The sequence below is a fragment of the Xanthomonas sp. CFBP 8445 genome, assembly GCF_025666235.1.
Classification (GTDB): domain Bacteria; phylum Pseudomonadota; class Gammaproteobacteria; order Xanthomonadales; family Xanthomonadaceae; genus Xanthomonas_A; species Xanthomonas_A indica.
In genome coordinates, this window is sequence record NZ_CP102594.1 from 4,414,806 (window position 1) to 4,431,966 (window position 17,161).

Consider the following 17,161-nt stretch of genomic DNA (forward strand, 5'->3'; position numbering starts at 1 on the left):
TGCCGCCACCGGTCAGGGCGGCAAACCTGCAGTCGCGAGGACCGCAGCGGTGCGCCGCTTCTACGAGAAGCGCCACCACTTGGCTACGTTGAACGATGCGCTGCAGGTCATGATGCTCGGCCAGTTGGGTCGTTGGAGGTTCAGCAGCCCTTGCGCAGGCTGCGAACAGGATCAGCCTGAGTGTAATGCCCAAGGGTGGCACTGTCGATGCGATGCCCTCGACGCCGCCGAACGCCGCTCTCCAATGCGGAACGGCGCCGACGCTCATTGCCTGCAGCCAGTATCCCCCCGCGACTCTCATCATGCCCCGACACGCTATGCATGATGTTGAGGCTCGCATGACGCTCTACACGACGGACTACCTGGAGTACTACCTCACGCTCGTGGGCTGGATCGTCCAGAACGGCATCTGGAGCATCCTCGTCGCGAGCGGAGCGTTCGCCCTGCCCTTCGTCGCGATCGTTGTCCAGGAGTGGCTCCGCGCCCGGGGCGAAGGTGCCGACGAAGGCAACAAAGGCGTGCTGTCGGCCGCCCGGATCGAGAACCGCGTCTGGGTGGCCGTGGTCGTCATCCTGTTCGCCGGCATCCCCTTCATTGACGTGGATCTATCCACGATCCAGTTCGATGCCAGCCGCTCCAAGCAGTGCAAGGTCGATGTGGCCGTCCCCCAGGACACGCGTTGGTCGAACGCGTTCACCACCCTCAACAACCAGAGTGCGCGCGTGCCGGTGTGGTGGTTCTTCATGCACGCGATTTCCAAGGCCGTGACCGGGGCGGCCGTCGCAGCCATCCCCTGCGGGACGGATCTGCGGCAGATGCGGATGGAGATCGACAGCACGCGCATCAACGATCCCGTGCTGGCACAGGAAGTGGCCGACTTCACGCGGGACTGCTACGGGCCGGCGCGGGCCAAGCTCTTCATGGGCCGCCCCGAACTCTCGGATGCCCAGATGGACGACGTGACCTGGATCGGATCCGCCTACTTTTTGGGGACAAGCGGGTACTACGACAGCTACCACTCCCAGACAGCCCGCGCTTCCTGGCCGTACGACGCCACGCGCGACGCGGGGCTGGCACAGGTCGCGAATGGCGGCGGCTACCCTACCTGCAGGCAGTGGTGGAACGACGGCGAACGAGGTCTGCGAAGCCGGTTGCTGGCCCAGGTGGACTCTGGCCTCCTTGCCCGTGTCGGGCGCTGGGCGAGCTTCGTGTCACTACAGCAGGCCGACGACGCGGTCATCCGTGCCATCGCGGCGCCGCGCCAGCAAACCATGAACCAAGGTCAGGCGTACGCGGACTACGGCGGCCAGGTCGAGATGACGCTGCCCAACATCGTCACGCGTGGAGCGGCCGACGTGGGCCTCGCCGCTGGCTCGGTGGGCTTCTTTCCGGCCATGGACGTGGTCCGCCAAGCCTTACCGATGGTGCTGTCGTTCCTCAAGATGGCAATGGTCATCTGCGTGCCGCTCGTGCTGCTGTTCGGCACGTACGACCTCAAGGCCGTGGTGACCGTGAGCTGCGTGCAGTTCGCCCTCTTCTTCGTGGACTTCTGGTTTCAGTTGGCCCGCTGGATCGACAGCACGATCCTCGATGCACTGTATGGATGGAGCGGTCCGCACAGCAACCTCGACCCATTGCTGGGGCTGAACAATGCTTTCGGCGACATGCTCTTGAACTTCGTGATGGCCATGATGTTTATCGTGCTACCCAGCTTTTGGGTCGCAGCCCTCGGTTGGGTAGGTGTCCGCGCTGGCAACATCGCTCAAATGCTCACGACCGGGACAGAGGGCGGCAGATCGGCAGGTGGCAAGGGAGGCAGCATAGCTATCAACGCGACGCGCTCCATGCGCTCGAATTGAACGCAACCATCTACGCGTCGTCTTGCTCGCCAGGATCGATCCGAACTTCGCCGCGGTACAGCCCAAATCCTGCAACGCCGTCCCTCCACCGAGGCTCTTCTTCGTGATCGTCAAGGTCAACCCGGCCAATGAGCCAAAGAGCGGCGATCACTGCGAGGACCAGCGTGCCAAGCCAGAAAGCTACATAGAGAAGCACGCCGATCACCAGCAGGAGAGCACAGGCACCGATCGCTTTCGCCACGATGGCGGGCGCGCCCGCAGCGATCAGCCAGCCGGTGAATTGCGCATTCCGAGCCAGCAACCAGCGCCAGGTACGCGCAGAAGCGCGACCTGCCCTGCGGCTCAGCGGCGTTCTCGATTGCGCGGTAGCCATGTTGGTGCCCTCATGCTGCTTCAGACGTTGAACGGGTTACGAATCGACAGGCTCTCTTCGATGATGAGGCCGTGGTGCATGTCCTCGGAAAAGAGGGTCTGGCAACCTTCGGCCGCCGCCGCAGCCACGATGCAGGCGTCGTAGAACGACAACTGGTGCCGCGCGGCCAACTCGCGGGCTCGGTCATGCACCTCGACCGTGACCGGCACAATGGTGCAGAACTCTCGCACCAGCGCCAGGAACTGGCCGACGTCGCCCCAGCCCATTTTCAACTTGCGCACACAGACATGGGTGACCTCGTTGAGCACCTGGACGCTGATGATCGGGCGGCGCCGCAGCACCGCCTCGGCGCACTCCGCCTTCTCGGCGTCCTCGGACAGCAGGTAGAGCACGACATTGCTGTCCATGAACACCTTGCTCTTACCCCCGGCCATTTGCCTCGTCCCGGTTGAACTTGAAGTCCGCCGGCAACTTTCCGCGGAAGGAGCGGAGCCGCTCCAGCATGACTTCCGCTCCGGGCTTTTTGCTCACAGCGAACGACCGCGCATCACCGACGAAGATTTCGATGTCATCGCCTTCCCGCAGTTCCAGCGCCTCGACTACGTTCGCCGGCAGGCGAACCGCCAAGCTATTGCCCCACTTTGCGACTTGCATGGCTACACCCAAATGATATACACGTGATGGCGTATATCCTACCCCCTTCACGACGCCTCGCAAATCCCATCGTTGGCACCGGCAGCAAAGGGCGCGTGCGCGGCAAATGGAAAAGGGAATGGAAGGGACACCAATGGGAAAGGCCCTACCCGGAAAGGCGAAAAGGCGGCCACACGATGCGCCCTTTCATCGGCGCCGATGGCGCTCGCGTTTTGCTACTACTGGAAGGAAGTCGGCCACAAGGCCAGCCATCGCCGGCTCAAAGCCGGCAGCCGAAGGTCAGTCGTCGAAAACTGACGCCCTTCCCCATCCCAGGAGATCGATCCATGCCCTTCGCACTTGGTCTTGCAACCTTTCTCGCTATGGCACCGATGCAGACCGAGGGCGCCATGCAGGCGGACGCCGCGCTGTGCGGTGAGGCGACGAGCATCTACCTGCCCGAGCCGCACGGCACCCCGGCCCCCAATATCCAGCTGGCCCACTTTCAGTACATGAGCCCGGACGAGGCCTGTGCGCGCAACGTGGACCGCGCGGTGCTCATGCGCCTGCACGACCGCATCAAGCCCATCGCCGCTTCCGCCTTCGCACACAGCAAGGCAAGCTTCATCGTCCTGGTCCGCTACACGCTCACACCCGATAAGCCAGCGGTGTTCGAAATGCGGACGACCACCACACCTGCGACTGAGGAAGCGCGGCTTACCGCGTTCTACAACGGCGCTGCGGCCCTAGACGATTTCCGCAGCACCCGCGGCACCGTCTACGTCGTGTTCAACTACGACATTTCGCCAAAGTTGCGATAAGAGCACCGAGCTTAGCCCGATCGCGGCAAGGTGGCTTGCGGCCTGAAGCAACCTGCGATCGAACTCGGAAATCGCGGAGGGTCACGGGACTGGGAAAGTCAGGGCTGATCGTCAAGCGGTATGTCTTGAACCATCTTCCGGAGCCGGACCAAATCATCCTGGATGCGCTGACTCTCCGCCGGCGCGAGACTTGGGCTCGCGGACGCCCCCACGAACAGAGCAATCCACAGGCGGGTGGCGCCGTCAGCCCGCAATGCCGCCTCTTTTTTCAAGTAGCCATGAGTGGTGTCTGCAGCACGACCAACGCACTCTTGGACATATTGATACAACTCAGGGGTAACGAAGTCGTAGTGGACCATCAGTTGGTTCGACATGGGTAATCTCGTGGCTTATGGAGCAGTGCAATCGTACATAACATCCTAGTAAAGAACCTAGAGCCTAGAACCTAGAACCGAGTTGCCGACTTAATCCACCGAAGCACCCGAGTCCTTCACCACCTGGTCCCACTTCGCCCGCTCGTCCTTCAGCAGGCTGGCAAACGCGGGCACGGTGCCACCCAGGGATTCCGGGATCGCCCCCTGGTCGATCAGCGACTGCCGCAACTGCGGCTGCTTGAGGGCGCGGTTGATCTCCAGGTTGAGCCTTGAGACTACCGGTTCGGGCGTGCCCGCGGGCGCCACCACCCCGAAGATCACGGCCGCCTCGATGCCCTGAAAACCCGACTCGGCCATGGTCGGAATGTCCGGGAGCGCGGCCACCCGCGTGGGGGCCGCGACCGCCAACGGCCGCAGCAGGCCGGCCTGGATCATTGGCAACGCTGCAGTGATGGACGCGGCGAACATGTCCACCTGCCGGCTCGCCAAATCGGTCATGGCCGGTGCGGCGCCGCGGTACGGCACATGCACCAGGTCGAGACCGGCCTTGCCCTTCCAGAGCTCTCCGCACAGGTGCGCCAGGGTGCCATTGCCGGACGATGCGAACGTCACCGCCTTGCGCCTGGCCGCACCCGCCAGGTCCGCCACGCTGCGGTAGGGCCCCTTGGCGGAGACCACGAGCACCAGCGGCACCTTGGCCATGAGCGCGACCGGTGCGAGGTCACGGGCGACGTCGAAAGGCATCTTCTTGTAGAGCGCCTGGTTCACGGTCAGGTTGCTGGACTCGCCCATCGCCAGGGTGTAGCCGTCAGGCGTGGACTTGGCCGCCTTGTCCAGGCCGATGTTTCCCCCGGCGCCGGGCACGTTGTCCACCACCACCGTCCAGCCCAGCGTTGAGTTCAGGGCGTTCGAGAGGAGCCGCGCCATCATGTCGGTACCGCCGCCAGGCGGCGCCGGCACGACGAGCCGGATCGGCTTGGACGGGTAGTCGGCCGCCTGGGCCGCGCCCGCAAGCCATGCCATGCCCGCGCCGGCGGTCCAGCGGAGCCATGAGCGCCGGGGGATGGGTGTGTTGTGGGAAACCTCGGTCATGAGAATGCCTCGTTTCAATCTTAGGGGTGGATGGGCGCCGACGTGGCGGCGATGACGGAAACCTCGATCAGCAGGTGTGGGGAGGCTATGCGCCCCTCCACGGTGCAGCGTGCCGGGGCGGTGCCTGGGGCAATCCACCGCTCCCATGCGGCGTTCATCGCCGCGAAGTCATCCATGTTCCGCAGGTACACGGTCACGGACAGGAGCGATCGCTTGTCGGAGCCCGCGTCCGCCAGACGGGCATCAATGCGATCCAGAACCTCCTGCATCTGCTCATCGAACGTCGTGGCGGGCGAGCCGCTGGCGGTCTGCCCGCTGAGAAACACGAGGGGGCCGAACACCACCGCTTTGCTCATGCGCGGGTTGGTGTGGAGGCGGCGCAGTGCGTGTGCAGTCATGGTTGCAGCGAATCAGCGTCCAGGCTCAAGGCTGGCCGCATGGGTTGAAGTTGGCGATGACGGAAAGTGGGAGCGGCTTCAGCGGCGGTCGAACCCGGTAGGCCCCGACTTCATCGGGAGACAGGCCCAGGCGCTGCGCCATCAGTTGCGTAACGGGCGTGCCGCACATGCGTCCCTGGCACGGCCCCATGCCGCAGCGGCTCATGAACTTGGTCTGGTTCGGCCCGGCGCAGCCCAGGTCCGCCATGTCCCGCACGGTGCCCGCGCTGACGCGCTCGCAGCGACAGACGATGGTGTCGTCGGCCGGCTCCAGCAGCCACTCGGGAGGCGCATAGAGGGTGTCCAGCAACGGGCGGATGCCGGTATGGCACCGGAGCTTGGCGACATGAGCGGCCGCGGCCCGGTGCAGTTCTTCCGGCCCGATGCGCCCGAGCGCTCGTGCGGCTCCCAGCGCGGCCAGAGCACCCCGGTCAGCTGCCGCCAGCGCACCGGCGATGCTGGCACCATCGCCAGCGACGAAGACGCCCGGCATGGATGTCTGCCCATAGATGTCGCACTCGACCTGCCAGGCCAGTTGCTCGTTGCTCCAGCGGTGCGCGAGGCCCAGGAGCCGGGACAGTTGGTGGTTCGGCACCACGCCGTGATGCACCAGCAAGGTATCGACCGCCAGTTCTTTCGGCTTGCCCTGGTGGCGGAAGTGGACTGCACATAGCTGCTCTTCGCCGATCGCTTGCAGGGCATCGCAGCCCCTGAACCACGGCGCACGCGCCCGCCAAAGGCGGCCCATCATGGAGAGGCCCTTGAGGAGATCGCGGTGCGACCGCAGCGCCGAAGGCAGATAGGGCAGCGCGCGGCGCGCGTTGCCCGGCTCCCCGGTCTCGATCATGGCTACCACGTCGGCGCCCGCGCGAAGCAGTTGCTGCGCCACTAGAAGGAACAACGGTCCGCACCCAGCGACGGCCAAGCGTCCCGCAGGAATGACGCCATCGGCCTTGAGCGCGATCTGCGCGGCCCCCGCGGGCATGACGCCGGGTAAGGTCCACCCAGGGAACGGCGATGCACGTTCCATAGCGCCCGTCGCCACGACCAGTTGCCGTGCGCGCGCCTGGCGGATGCCTCCGTCGATCTGGAAGGACACCTCCAACTGCTGCGACACATCGACCACGAAGGCACCGAAACATGTTTCGGCGCCACTCGCCTGCAAACGATCCACCAGTGCGCGACCAGCTGCATAGTCGTCACCGAGGACGCGCAAGGCCTGCGGACCCGCTTCCTGCACGCGCCGATAGATCTGGCCTCCGGCTTGGGCCTGCTCGTCGAGCAGCAGCACTTTGAGGCCGAGACCCGCCGCCTGCGTCGCCGCGGTCATGCCGGCAGGCCCGGCACCGATCACCACCAGGTCGTAGTCCATCACGCGTCTCCGATGGGAGCGGCGCCCCGTTGCGGCAGCCGCACGCGCATACCGGCCTCGGCCCTGACCAGGCAGGCTTGCACGTTGCTCTGCCCATCCAGATGCACCAGGCACTCGAAGCACACGCCCATGAGGCAGAAGGGAGCACAGGGCTCCGCGCGGTGGTTACGGCGGGTGATGGAATGGCCTGCTTCGAGCAGCGCGATCGCCAGCGTCCTGCCTTTCGCGACACGCACGGTGGCGCCGTCCACCTGGATGTCCACGAGGTCAACCGGCGGTGAGCCATCCAATGGCTTAAACATGGAATCTCCTTGCGGTGAAACCGCCTATCCCGTCCGGCCTCACGCCAGTGGCGATCCACTCGGCTACCGGTCCCGCGTGCTGCGGAGCCAGGGTGATGCCGCTGTGGCATGTCACCAGGTACGCATCCGGGTGCTGCAGCGACTCGTCATAGATCGGGAAGCCGTCCGGGCTCATTACGCGCAGCGCTCCCCAACCACGAACCATGCGCATCCCGGCCAGCGCCGGGAAGCAAAGCACCGCGCGTTGCGCGATCCGTGCGAGCACTTCCCACGTCGTGCCCGTATCGAGGCCCACGTCCTCCTTGGAATCGCCGATCTGAATCGTTCCATCGGCGGTCTGCCGGACATGCAGCGTCGGGTAGCGCAGGAACGGCTCCGTGCGCTCGGTGATGAGCAACTGTCCGCGGATAGGGTGCAGCGGCGCTTCCAGGCCCAGGCCGGCGGCCAACGCTGCACTGCCGAGCCCGGCCGCCAGGACCACCTTGTCCGCGTCGATCGTCCCGGTCGCGGTGCGCGCAGTGAACCCGCCCTGGGGCCGCGTGGTCAACGACCGCACGGCCGTGTGGGGACACAGAACACCATGGAGTCCGCTGAACGCGGCGAAAAGTGCCCTGAGCAGCTTCAGCGGGCTGACGTGCCCGTCGAGTGGGCAGTAGGTCGAACCGGCGATCTGCGCACTAGCCTGGGGCAGCCGAGCATGCGTCTCACACCCGGACAGGGCCTCGAAGGCGAACTTGCCGCCGAGCCTGTGCTGCATGCCCGTAAGCATCTCGACACGCGCCTCGTAGTCCTGCGCGCTGGCGCAGATCGTGAAGCCGCCCGGCTGGGACAGTTCGACATCGATCCCCGATGCCTGCTGCAGTTCGGCGGCGAAGGACGGCCACATGCCGGCCGCGTCGATCGACCAGTGGGCGTAGTCGTCGCACTTCGCTCCCTTGCCCTGGACCCATGCCAGGCCGAAGTTGCCCCGGGACGCCTTGAACGCGATGTCCCCCTCGTCGGCGACGCAGACCGAGAGGCCACGCCGCGCCAGACCATAGGCCACACTCATGCCCACGGCGCCCGCACCGACTACCAGCACATTGAAGCGGTGCTTGACTGGACGTTGCGCACGCGAGTGCTCGCCGCCCGCCGGCAGCGTGATGGGGTGTTGCACTGCGGACATCATTTCGTCCAGTCGAGCCCGAGTACCCGGACCAAGGGCGCGGTCTCGCCCTGCTCGAACTGCTGCAGCGCCTGCAGGACCTGTTCCTGTCGCGGGCCCAGCGTGTGTGCGGTCACCTGTCGGAACTTCGCTACGAGTTCCGGCCTGTGCATCGGGCGAGCCGGATCGCCACGCGGGTCCACCACAGGCGAGACGAAGCGTTCGCCGGTTCGCAGCGTGACCGAGAGGCGCGACGGCGAACGCGCCGGAAACAGCGCTTCGAGCTCCGGGTCGGCCTGCACGACGACGGTACGCGCCAGTCGTACGATTCGGGGGTCGCTCAACATCGTCTGCTTCAACGGAAGCAGCGCGCCCTCGCCACCGATTGCCATCGCTGCGAGGCAGAAGGGAACGCTGTACTGCGCGTCGGTCAGCGAGGTGGGCGCGGGCCGGTTCGCGAGGTTGAACGTGGCCCGGTAGGTCGCAACCTCCATGCCGTCGATGTCCTCGGCGGTGAAACCATGCTCGTCCTGCAACAGCAGCAGCGCATCGAGTGCCCCATGGATGTGGCGGCAGCACCCGAACGGCTTGAAGTAGGTTCCTTCGATCAGCGGCGCCGGTCCGAAGTCAGCCAGGGCCACGTCGCCATTGAACAGCGTCGGGATGTCGAAGATGTCAGTGGGGCCGGTCGCCCCGGCCGCAGCCATCTCCAGGGCAGCCAGGCCTGCGAGGCATCCGAAGGGGATGCCCTCTTTCACGTCGGAGCCGGCAAGACCTGCGAGGGCCGGCAGCGCGGGCGAGGCCTGCGCGGCGATGGCGAGTGCGTGGGCCAGGCAGCCCAGCGACGTCCCCTGCAGGTAGCCGAGCGCCGCGATGGCCCCATACGCCGACCATGCGCCCGAGGGGGCATACGACAGCCGCGCCATGGCGACCCGCAGCGCAACCTCATAGGCCGCGACGATCGCGCCAAGGATGTCGTCGGCAGAGAGCGCGGGCCGCAGCGTGAGCATCGCCAAGGCGGCCGGAACAACCGCGGCCCCCGGGTGGCCACGTGCGCGCCGATAGCCATCGTCCAGGTCCAACGCGGCGGTGGCTGCGCTGTTGGCCAACAGCGCGGCGCCCAGCGTGCCACTGCTACCCGAGAACCAGATCGGCACTGCGCCGCGCCCGAGCAGGCGCTTGGCGCCATCGCGCGTGGCGGCCAAACCCGGGACATCCATGGCGGCGCCTGCAGAACCCAGCGCGTCCAGGACGCATTTCAGGGCAGCCTCCCGGGTCGCAGGCAGCAGTTGCCGTTCCCGAGCACCGACGATGAAAGAAGCAAGGGCATGCGCAACACCGCTGGCCGTCCCATCCGGTGCTTGAGCTCTCCTGAACATATAACTCTCTGGCATATTCCGATCCTCCGGAGTAACGCAGCGCCGCTCCCGCCGCGGCACAGGAATTTCTGCTGGTTTCTTTGATCGTATGGAGAACGCCCTCAATCGACTATTGCCATGTCGGGGGCTGTAAATGCCGAAAGGTTATGTATGAAGTCCGACCTCAACTTGAGGCACATCGAAGCCTTCCGCGCGGTGATGCTCGCGGGCAGCGTCGTCGGCGCGGCGGAACTGTTGAACATCACCCAGCCCGCGGTGAGCCGCACGATCGCCCAGATGGAACTGCGGCTGGGCTATTCGCTGTACCAGCGCAAGGGCCGCAGGCTCGTGCCGACAGCGGCAGCGCAGGCCCTCTTCCGCGAAGTCGAGCAGGTCTACGGTGGCATCGAGCGCATCGCGCAGGTGGCCCTGGACCTGCGACACCACCGCGCTGGCGCGCTGCGGATCGCGGTACTGCCGGCCCTCGCGCAGTGGCTGGTGCCACATGCGCTCGCGAAGTTCATGCAGGATCGGCCGCAGGTCAGAACCTTCGTGCAATCGCTCCCCTCGCGGCAGATCGCCGAACTGGTCTCGACGCGCCAGTTCGACGCCGGGGTCATCGAGCTGCCGCTCTCGCATGCGGGCATCGAAGTGCGTGCCTTGCCCTCGGCGCCGTTGGTGGCCGTCGTTCCCCGAGGACATCGCCTGGCTGCCTCCAAGGAAATCTCGCTTCCCGAGTTGGCCGCCGAGCGCCTGATCCTTCCTTCTCAGCACAGCTACATCCGCTACCTGATCGATGACGTATTCAATCGGGGCGGCGTCGCTGCCCAGGTGGCCGCTGAGACACCCACGTCTTCCATCGGGTGCGCTTTGGCCGCTGCTGGCGCTGGGATTGCGCTGGTCTCGCGCTGGGTGCCAACGACGACGGACGATCCTCGCTATGTCACCGTCGCCCTCCGCGAGGCGATCCGGTCGCAGTACGGGCTCATCACGCCTTCGGGCGCGCCGGAGAATGCTCTGGTGAACGAGTTCGCGGACCTTCTCAGCCAGCGCATGGAGCAAGGCTGAAAGTTCGCCACGGCGAAGCTGCGCCAGAGGTCGGAGCGCTCGTCTGTTCACTTGGTCGCTTCACCAGATCTCGGATCGCGCCGCGGCCGCGACTGCTCATGCACTGTCATGGCGACGTTGGCACCGGCGATGACGGCGATCCCGAGCCATTCGAGGGGCCCTGGCATCTCGCCCCAGGCGACGAATCCGACTGCGATGGCGCCCACCAGCGTGGCGTACTCATAGGGCGCGAGCACGGACGCGGGCGCCAACCGGTACGCCATGGTGAGCAGCAGTTGCGCGGTGCCACCGAGCACTCCCACGGTCACCAGCCGCAACGCATCGGTAGCGTCGGGAACAACCGCCCGCAGTGGCAGCGTTGCAGCGCCCACCAACGTGCCGAAGAGCGTGAAGTAGAACGCGATCGCCAGCGCCGCTTCCGATGCCGCCATCTGCCGGATGGCCACCAATGCCAAAGCAGTCGCAACGGCGGCCATCACCCCGAAGACCTTGCCCAAAGGAAGGCCGGCCTGCAGGTCGGGCTGGATGACCAACAGCATCCCAGCGAAGCCGGCCAGGACGGCAGCCCACCTGCCTGGCGAGACCTGTTCACCGAGCAAGACGATCGACAGCACAGTGATGAACAGAGGCGCCGAGTACGTAAGCGCAGTGGCGGTGGACAACGGCAGCACCGAGACCGCGCCGAAGCTCAGGAACAGGGATGCCACGCCTGCGACCGATCGACGGAGATGGGCGAGCGGGCGAGAGGTTCGCAGTGCGCTCCATTGGCGCCGGGCATGGAGGACCGCGATGATGGGCAGCAGGGCGAATGCGCTTCGTGCGAAGACGATCTCCCCGATGGGATAGCGGCCGCCCAGAGACTTGATGAGTGCGAACATGCACGCCAGCACCAGTGCGGAGGCCAGCTTGTACGCGATCGCGCGCAATGGCGTCCGCCTCGGGCCGACCCGGCGGGGTTCAGGCGCTGTGGATCGTGGAGACACGGCGCTTCCCGCGCTCAACCAGCGGCTACCGCGGCAAGGATGCCCCGCCGGTCGAGCCCGGCCAGTCCGAGCCGCCGCAACGCACTACCCTCACCAGGCGGCGGCTGGCTTCGCACGATGGATGCGATCTGGATGATGGCGCGCATCGTCAGCGCATCGATGCCGGCCTTCAGGCCCAGTTCGTGCCACGGAACCAGCACCAGCGGCACGTCTTGCTCGACGAAGCGGTGCCGCATGCTGGAAGGAGCCATTTTCTCCTGGTTGTGCTCCACGCTCTCTTGCGCGAAGTCGCGCAGACTAGCGAATCGGCCCCCGTAGTACGCGTTCATCATGTCGACTGCGGAGCGGACGGAGAGTCCGTACCGAGTGGCGATGCTCATGCGCTCCTGATCGATCGCCTGCATCACCCGGACGACCGATGCGCTCATGCCCTGGCGGTAGAAATGGAAGTCGCCGGCCGTGGACTCGATCCACCCGGTGTTGAGTAGCGCAGGCACGGGGTGCAGCACGGCGTTGATGCAGGACAGCCCTGCCTCCAGCACGTTCCGGTACCACCGCAGCGGCATGGGGAACAGACGTGCCAGCGCCTGCAGCGTGCCTTCGTCGCCGATGGGCGCCAGCGAAGCGATGTGCAGTTGGGATTTGACGCCCATCACCTTCACGTAGGCGCCGACCACGCGAGACGCATAGGGCGCGGAGCTGGTCTCCAGTAATGCGCGTGCCCTGAGCGACCGCCGGGCCGCGAGGCAGAAGAAGTTTCCGGCGATGCAGACGATCACGTGCCGACCGAGGTCATGCGTGGAGAGCGCCGCGATCATGTCGTCGTGCGCGAACGATGGCAGCGCGAGCACGAGATACTCCGAGAACCGGAGCGCTTCGCCCAGGTCGTTGCTGAGCACCGGCATGAAGCGGCCGCGCATCTTTCCCGACACGCCGAGGTAGCCCCGACGCAGGATGGCGTGCAGCGCCGCGCTGTGGTCCGGGTGGGCGTACAGGAGCACCTTGCCGCCGCGGCCCAGAACGTCCGCCGCGATGGCGCAGCCGCAGTGGCCCGCGCCGATGATCGAAACAGTTACTTCGTTGGCCATGTCGCGCATCCGTGAGCTCTTGGACGGGCCGCATCAAACGCGCCAGCCAACGCGGTTTCCGTGCGCGCGATTCCATAGATCCGGATCGGTCTCGCAAATGCGCCAAATGCCGCACGAAAGGTGGGGCAACGGCATTCCCGTTCGTCATCTACTGGATACCGCCAGCGATTTGCTCGCGCGCTCATGTTGCAGTGCATGCAAGCTGGCTGACAGAAGCGACCGCGCAATACCGACAAAGCCACGTCCCTATTGCGGCATGACGTTCTGCTTGGCATGCCGCACCCTGCGATGCCAATCTTCCACGGGTGCGGCGCACGCAAGGCCCGCTGTTCCCGCTCCACGACATCCAGCACTCCATGTTCAGTCTATTTCGGCGCGCAGGAGACGCCGCATCGACAACGCTCCGCACACCGCTGGCTGCGCCACAGGCTGCGACCACAGCGGCCTCGCCCCAGGGCTGGACCGCGCATCAGTCGGCCGCCGAGTTGCTCGCACAGCCACGCCGGCAACGGCTTCTGGAGCACATCTGGCAACGCACGTCGCTGTCGCGTGCCCAGTTCGAGCAGTTGTACCTCGCACCGATCCGGCGCTATGCCGAGTACGTGCAGTTGTTCCCCGCTTCGGAGAGCCATCACCATGCCTATCCCGGAGGGATGCTGGACCATGGACTGGAGATCGTGGCCTACGCGCTCAAGCTGCGGCAGTCCCATCTGCTTCCCGCTGGCTCCACGCCCGAGGCGCAAGCGGCCCAGGCGGAAGCCTGGACCGCGGGTGTGGCCTATGCGGCGCTGCTGCACGACATCGGCAAGATCGCCGTGGACCTGGAGGTCGAACTGGACGACAGATCGCGATGGCACGCATGGCACGGGGTGCTGCGGCGCCCCTACCGCTTCCGCTATCGACGTGGTCGCGAGTACCGCCTGCACGGGGCGGCGACTGGCCTGCTGTACCTGCAAATTCTCGACCGAGCCATCCTGGACTGGCTGAGCGGCTACCCCGACCTGTGGCCGCCCCTGCTGTACGTGCTCGCTGGTCAGCACGAACACGCAGGCGTCCTCGGAGAACTGGTGGTGCAGGCAGACCAGGCATCGGTGGCGCAGGCGATGGGAGGTGACCCGGCACGAGCGCTGGCCGCGCCGAGGCACGCGCTGCAGCGCAAGCTGCTCGACGGCCTGCGCTTCCTGCTGCGCGAGCAGTTGCACCTCAACCAGCCCCAGGCATCGGACGCGTGGCTGACGCACGACGCCCTGTGGCTCGTGAGCAAGACCGTCTCGGACAAGCTGCGCGCGCACCTGCTCTCCCAGGGCATGGAAGGCATTCCCTCCAGCAACACCGCCGTCTTCGATGTGTTGCAGGAGCACGGCATCGCCCTGCCGGCGCCGGATGGCAAGGCCATCTGGAGGGCCTGCGTAACGAGCGAGAGCGGCTGGTCCAACACCTTCACGTTCCTGCGCGTGCCGCCCGGCCTGATCTGGGACGCTGGCGACCGCCCTGCCCCCTTCGCCGGGACGGTCAAGGAGTTGACGCCAGACGCCGAGGCCGAGGTGTCCCCCGCGCCGCGGTCCGCCGCCGCATCGCCGCTGGAAGCGCCGGCTCCAGCGCCCAGTCGCGTGGCGACACTGCCGCAGCAGGATGGCATCGCAGCGCTGCTAGACCTGCTGCAGCTGGACGAAGCCGCCGGCCAGGAAGCTTCCCCCGATGCAGCTATCGCTCAACAACCCGTGCAGCCGGGCGACGGCGCTGGCGGCGAGGCCGCAGCGACGGCTCCGCATGAAGCAGCTGCGCCGGCGAATGCTGCGTCTGGGCATGGATTCATGGCTTGGCTCAGGCTGGGCCTGCAGCAGCGCCGGTTGGTCCTCAACGATGCCAAAGCCCTGGTGCATACCGTGGCGGACACTGCCTACCTCGTGAGCCCGGGCGTGTTCCAGCGCTATGCGCAGGAGCATCCCGAAGTCCGGGCGCTCGCGAAAGGCGAGCAACTTGCGGACTGGCAGTGGGTGCAAAAGCAGTTCGAGCGACTGCGGCTGCACCGCAAGCAGGCGAACGGTCTCAACATCTGGACGTGCGAAGTGACGGGCCCCCGCAAGACGCGCCGTCTGCACGGCTACCTACTGCGCGATCCGATGGCGGCGTTGCCCGAGACACTGCCAAACAACCCGTATCTGCGCCTGCTGGAATTGAACGAAGTACGGGCTTCCCCACAGTCGAGTTGATTGCCGAGGAGCCACAAGAAGGAGCGGATATCCCTGGGGCATCGTCTGGCGCGAACGAAGATTTCCAAATCCCTACCAGCGATATTTGACCGATTGCTCATGGAGTCGCTTGAACCGGTCTCAGAACTGCAAATCGCTACTGGGAAGACGGAGGGAAGAAGGCTCCGTTTTCGTCCTTGAACGGGGAGGGCATAGACGGCCCAGCCACTTCCGAGCACTCGGCAACGCAATCCATGCAACCATTTTTAACGCGAGCGGCACGCACAGGACCACGCGGCGAACCAGCGCGACAGCACACGGTTACAAGCTTCCGACCTGCGTGGGGTATTCAATACATCGCCGCTTCACAATTCTACAGGGCGGAACTAGAAGTCCCATTTTCGCAGGAATCAGCGATTCTCCTGCTAGCCGCCAATCACAATATTCAATTAATGAAGTAAACACGAAGACCAACAAGAAGCTCGGCGTTTACGCCGCGGCTTCGAGGGACGGGACACGCACCTATCCATTAATTATCGGGCCAGCCATGTTGGCCTGCGGTGCGTCATGGGGGGAGAGGCTTGAGTTCGCAAAGGAGTTGCGAAGGATGCTGCTTCCGGAAATACGCGTACTACAAAAAATAGAATGCCAATCCCAAGAAACCGCCCCCGTACTGGTCCGCCTCCAAGCAGCGCCACATAGCGTAGCGCCGCCGACCAACCCGTTTCTGCCAGTCCGAGGTTTCCGCGTCCATCCCCTGCGCGATGGATCGCGAGCGCACCTGGCGTCCGTTGGCGATGCCCTTTGCTCCAGCGACTATGCGTTGCCGCGCATACCGGATTTGCAGTGTGCCGACGAGGTGAACGGCGATCCACTGGTGACTTCCACACAACGCCAGCGAGCGTCAGGAATGACCACCATGCTGTCAGCAGCCAGCCAGACCACCAGCCATGCGGACGATGCGCCGACCAGCCGACGCGTCCTGCGGCGGCCCTTGGTCGAGCAGCGTACCGGCTTCAAGCGCGCGCACATCTACAGCCTCATGAAGGAGAAGAAGTTCCCGCAGCGGGTGCGGCTCGGCGTGCGCGCCGTAGGTTGGTACGAGGACGAAATCGACCAGTGGCTCGCCCAGCGGGAGCGTGCGTGAGCGCGCCCGCATTCCGTGGCGGTGCGTCCCCGTTGGTGGTCTCCATCGTTTCCACGAAGGGCGGGGTCGGCAAGACGACCACCGCCGCCAACCTGGGGGGATTCCTGGCTGATGCCGGCATGCGCGTACTGCTGATCGATTTGGACATACAGCCCACGCTGTCGAGCTACTTCCCCCTCGACCGCCGCGCGCCGGGTGGCATCTACGAACTGCTGGCCTTCAACGAGCAGGATCCCGGGCAACTGATTTCCTCCACCGCTATTGGCGGACTGGACCTGCTGTTGTCCAACGATGGCAAAGGCCAATTGGGCACCCTGCTGCTGCACGCCGCGGACGGCAGGCTACGGCTGCGCAACCTGCTGGGCATGTTCCGGAGCCGGTATGACGTGGTGCTGATCGATACGCAGGGAGCGCGCTGCGTCACGTTGGAGATGGCCATCCTGGCGTCGGACTTCTCGCTGTCGCCGGTCACGCCGGAGATTCTCGCCGCGCGGGAGTTGCGCCGCGGCACGCTCAGCCTGATGGACGACATCGCGCCGTACCGTCACCTGGGCATCGAGCCGCCTCCGCTGCGCCTGCTTATCAACCGGGCCCGCACGGTGTCGGTCAACGGTCGGCAGATACAGCATGCCCTGCGCGGGATGTTCCAGCAGGTGTCAGGGATACACGTCCTGGAGACGACGATCCCGGCCATCGAGGCCTACCCCGCGGCGGCGCTGCGCCGGCTGCCCGTCCACCGCGTGGAGCCACGTCGTCCGCGCGGCCGGCTGGCTCCCGCGGCACTGGAGAGCCAGCGCGCGCTCGCCGGAGAGTTGTTTCCGATGTGGCGCGACCGGTTCGATCATGTCACGGGGCGAAGCCATGCCAGCGCCACGTGACCGCCGGCTTGCAAGTGCGGCATTGCAGTGCCTGATCGCG

At 65.7% G+C, this 17,161-nt stretch carries 18 protein-coding genes; 6 read left to right on the plus strand and 12 right to left on the minus strand.

The window, feature by feature from the left end:
* Nucleotides 1-338 precede the first annotated feature (338 nt).
* On the plus strand, nt 339-1,859 hold the full coding sequence (locus NUG21_RS19065) for a conjugal transfer protein TraG N-terminal domain-containing protein (RefSeq protein WP_263391698.1): 1,521 nt from the start codon (nt 339-341) through the stop codon (nt 1,857-1,859).
* Between the two features lie 10 nt (nt 1,860-1,869).
* Here NUG21_RS19065 and NUG21_RS19070 read toward each other — a convergent pair whose 3' ends face one another.
* Genes NUG21_RS19070 through NUG21_RS21000 form a run of 3 tightly spaced genes read right to left on the minus strand, consistent with a single transcriptional unit; the run spans nt 1,870 to nt 2,886 of the window.
* Nucleotides 1,870-2,232: a DUF3742 family protein gene (locus NUG21_RS19070; RefSeq protein WP_263391699.1), complete on the minus strand. Its 363-nt coding sequence runs from the start codon at nt 2,230-2,232 to the stop codon at nt 1,870-1,872.
* A gap of 20 nt (nt 2,233-2,252) precedes the next feature.
* On the minus strand, nt 2,253-2,639 hold the full coding sequence (locus NUG21_RS19075) for a PIN domain-containing protein (RefSeq protein WP_263391700.1): 387 nt from the start codon (nt 2,637-2,639) through the stop codon (nt 2,253-2,255).
* A gap of 13 nt (nt 2,640-2,652) precedes the next feature.
* Nucleotides 2,653-2,886: an AbrB/MazE/SpoVT family DNA-binding domain-containing protein gene (locus NUG21_RS21000; RefSeq protein WP_019796568.1), complete on the minus strand. Its 234-nt coding sequence runs from the start codon at nt 2,884-2,886 to the stop codon at nt 2,653-2,655.
* A 326-nt stretch (nt 2,887-3,212) separates the two neighbouring features.
* Between NUG21_RS21000 and NUG21_RS19085 the strand changes: the two genes are divergently transcribed.
* On the plus strand, nt 3,213-3,686 hold the full coding sequence (locus tag NUG21_RS19085; protein ID WP_263391702.1) for a hypothetical protein: 474 nt from the start codon (nt 3,213-3,215) through the stop codon (nt 3,684-3,686).
* Between the two features lie 98 nt (nt 3,687-3,784).
* Here the strand turns inward: NUG21_RS19085 and NUG21_RS19090 are convergent, their stop codons facing one another.
* The 7 genes from NUG21_RS19090 to NUG21_RS19120 form a co-directional block, all read right to left on the minus strand.
* Nucleotides 3,785-4,060 carry a hypothetical protein gene (locus NUG21_RS19090; RefSeq protein WP_019796566.1) on the minus strand — a complete coding sequence of 92 codons (276 nt, stop codon included), beginning with the start codon at nt 4,058-4,060 and terminating at the stop codon, nt 3,785-3,787.
* A 90-nt stretch (nt 4,061-4,150) separates the two neighbouring features.
* The gene (locus NUG21_RS19095) at nt 4,151-5,152 is read right to left on the minus strand and encodes a Bug family tripartite tricarboxylate transporter substrate binding protein (RefSeq protein ID WP_019796565.1); all 1,002 of its coding nucleotides are present in this window, start codon (nt 5,150-5,152) and stop codon (nt 4,151-4,153) included.
* A 20-nt stretch (nt 5,153-5,172) separates the two neighbouring features.
* Complete coding sequence (locus NUG21_RS19100) at nt 5,173-5,508, minus strand: RidA family protein (RefSeq protein ID WP_019796564.1); 336 nt, start codon at nt 5,506-5,508, stop codon at nt 5,173-5,175.
* 67 nt (nt 5,509-5,575) lie between these two features.
* Nucleotides 5,576-6,961 (minus strand): FAD-dependent oxidoreductase, encoded by a 1,386-nt coding sequence (locus NUG21_RS19105; RefSeq protein ID WP_019796563.1) that lies wholly within the window; start codon nt 6,959-6,961, stop codon nt 5,576-5,578.
* A complete protein-coding gene (locus tag NUG21_RS19110) occupies nt 6,961-7,263 on the minus strand; it encodes a (2Fe-2S)-binding protein (RefSeq protein WP_263391703.1) in 303 nt (100 codons plus the stop codon). Before NUG21_RS19110 ends, NUG21_RS19105 begins: the two co-directional genes overlap by 1 nt.
* A complete protein-coding gene (locus tag NUG21_RS19115; protein ID WP_263391704.1) occupies nt 7,256-8,419 on the minus strand; it encodes an NAD(P)/FAD-dependent oxidoreductase in 1,164 nt (387 codons plus the stop codon). The genes NUG21_RS19110 and NUG21_RS19115 overlap by 8 nt, the downstream gene beginning before the upstream one ends.
* An 8-nt stretch (nt 8,420-8,427) precedes the next feature.
* Nucleotides 8,428-9,801, minus strand: coding sequence for an MmgE/PrpD family protein (locus NUG21_RS19120; protein ID WP_263391705.1), 1,374 nt, complete (start codon nt 9,799-9,801; stop codon nt 8,428-8,430).
* 135 nt (nt 9,802-9,936) lie between these two features.
* Between NUG21_RS19120 and NUG21_RS19125 the strand changes: the two genes are divergently transcribed.
* On the plus strand, nt 9,937-10,833 hold the full coding sequence (locus NUG21_RS19125; protein WP_263391706.1) for a LysR substrate-binding domain-containing protein: 897 nt from the start codon (nt 9,937-9,939) through the stop codon (nt 10,831-10,833).
* A gap of 47 nt (nt 10,834-10,880) precedes the next feature.
* On the opposite strand, the gene NUG21_RS19130 is transcribed toward NUG21_RS19125, so the two are convergent.
* Both NUG21_RS19130 and NUG21_RS19135 read right to left on the minus strand, forming a co-directional pair.
* Nucleotides 10,881-11,759, minus strand: coding sequence for a DMT family transporter (locus NUG21_RS19130; RefSeq protein ID WP_263391707.1), 879 nt, complete (start codon nt 11,757-11,759; stop codon nt 10,881-10,883).
* A 71-nt stretch (nt 11,760-11,830) separates the two neighbouring features.
* The gene (locus NUG21_RS19135) at nt 11,831-12,904 is read right to left on the minus strand and encodes an NAD/NADP-dependent octopine/nopaline dehydrogenase family protein (protein ID WP_263391708.1); all 1,074 of its coding nucleotides are present in this window, start codon (nt 12,902-12,904) and stop codon (nt 11,831-11,833) included.
* Nucleotides 12,905-13,260: 356 nt separating this feature from the next.
* On the opposite strand from NUG21_RS19135, the gene mobH reads away from it, so the two are divergent.
* The 3 genes from mobH to NUG21_RS19150 all read left to right on the plus strand — a co-directional run bounded on the left by mobH (nt 13,261) and on the right by NUG21_RS19150 (nt 17,121).
* Nucleotides 13,261-15,117 (plus strand): MobH family relaxase, encoded by a 1,857-nt coding sequence (gene mobH / locus NUG21_RS19140; protein ID WP_263391709.1) that lies wholly within the window; start codon nt 13,261-13,263, stop codon nt 15,115-15,117.
* Nucleotides 15,118-16,015: 898 nt separating this feature from the next.
* Nucleotides 16,016-16,243: an AlpA family transcriptional regulator gene (locus NUG21_RS19145; RefSeq protein ID WP_263393119.1), complete on the plus strand. Its 228-nt coding sequence runs from the start codon at nt 16,016-16,018 to the stop codon at nt 16,241-16,243.
* Nucleotides 16,244-16,278: 35 nt separating this feature from the next.
* Nucleotides 16,279-17,121 carry a ParA family protein gene (locus NUG21_RS19150; protein WP_263393120.1) on the plus strand — a complete coding sequence of 281 codons (843 nt, stop codon included), beginning with the start codon at nt 16,279-16,281 and terminating at the stop codon, nt 17,119-17,121.
* Nucleotides 17,122-17,161: the final 40 nt, after the last annotated feature.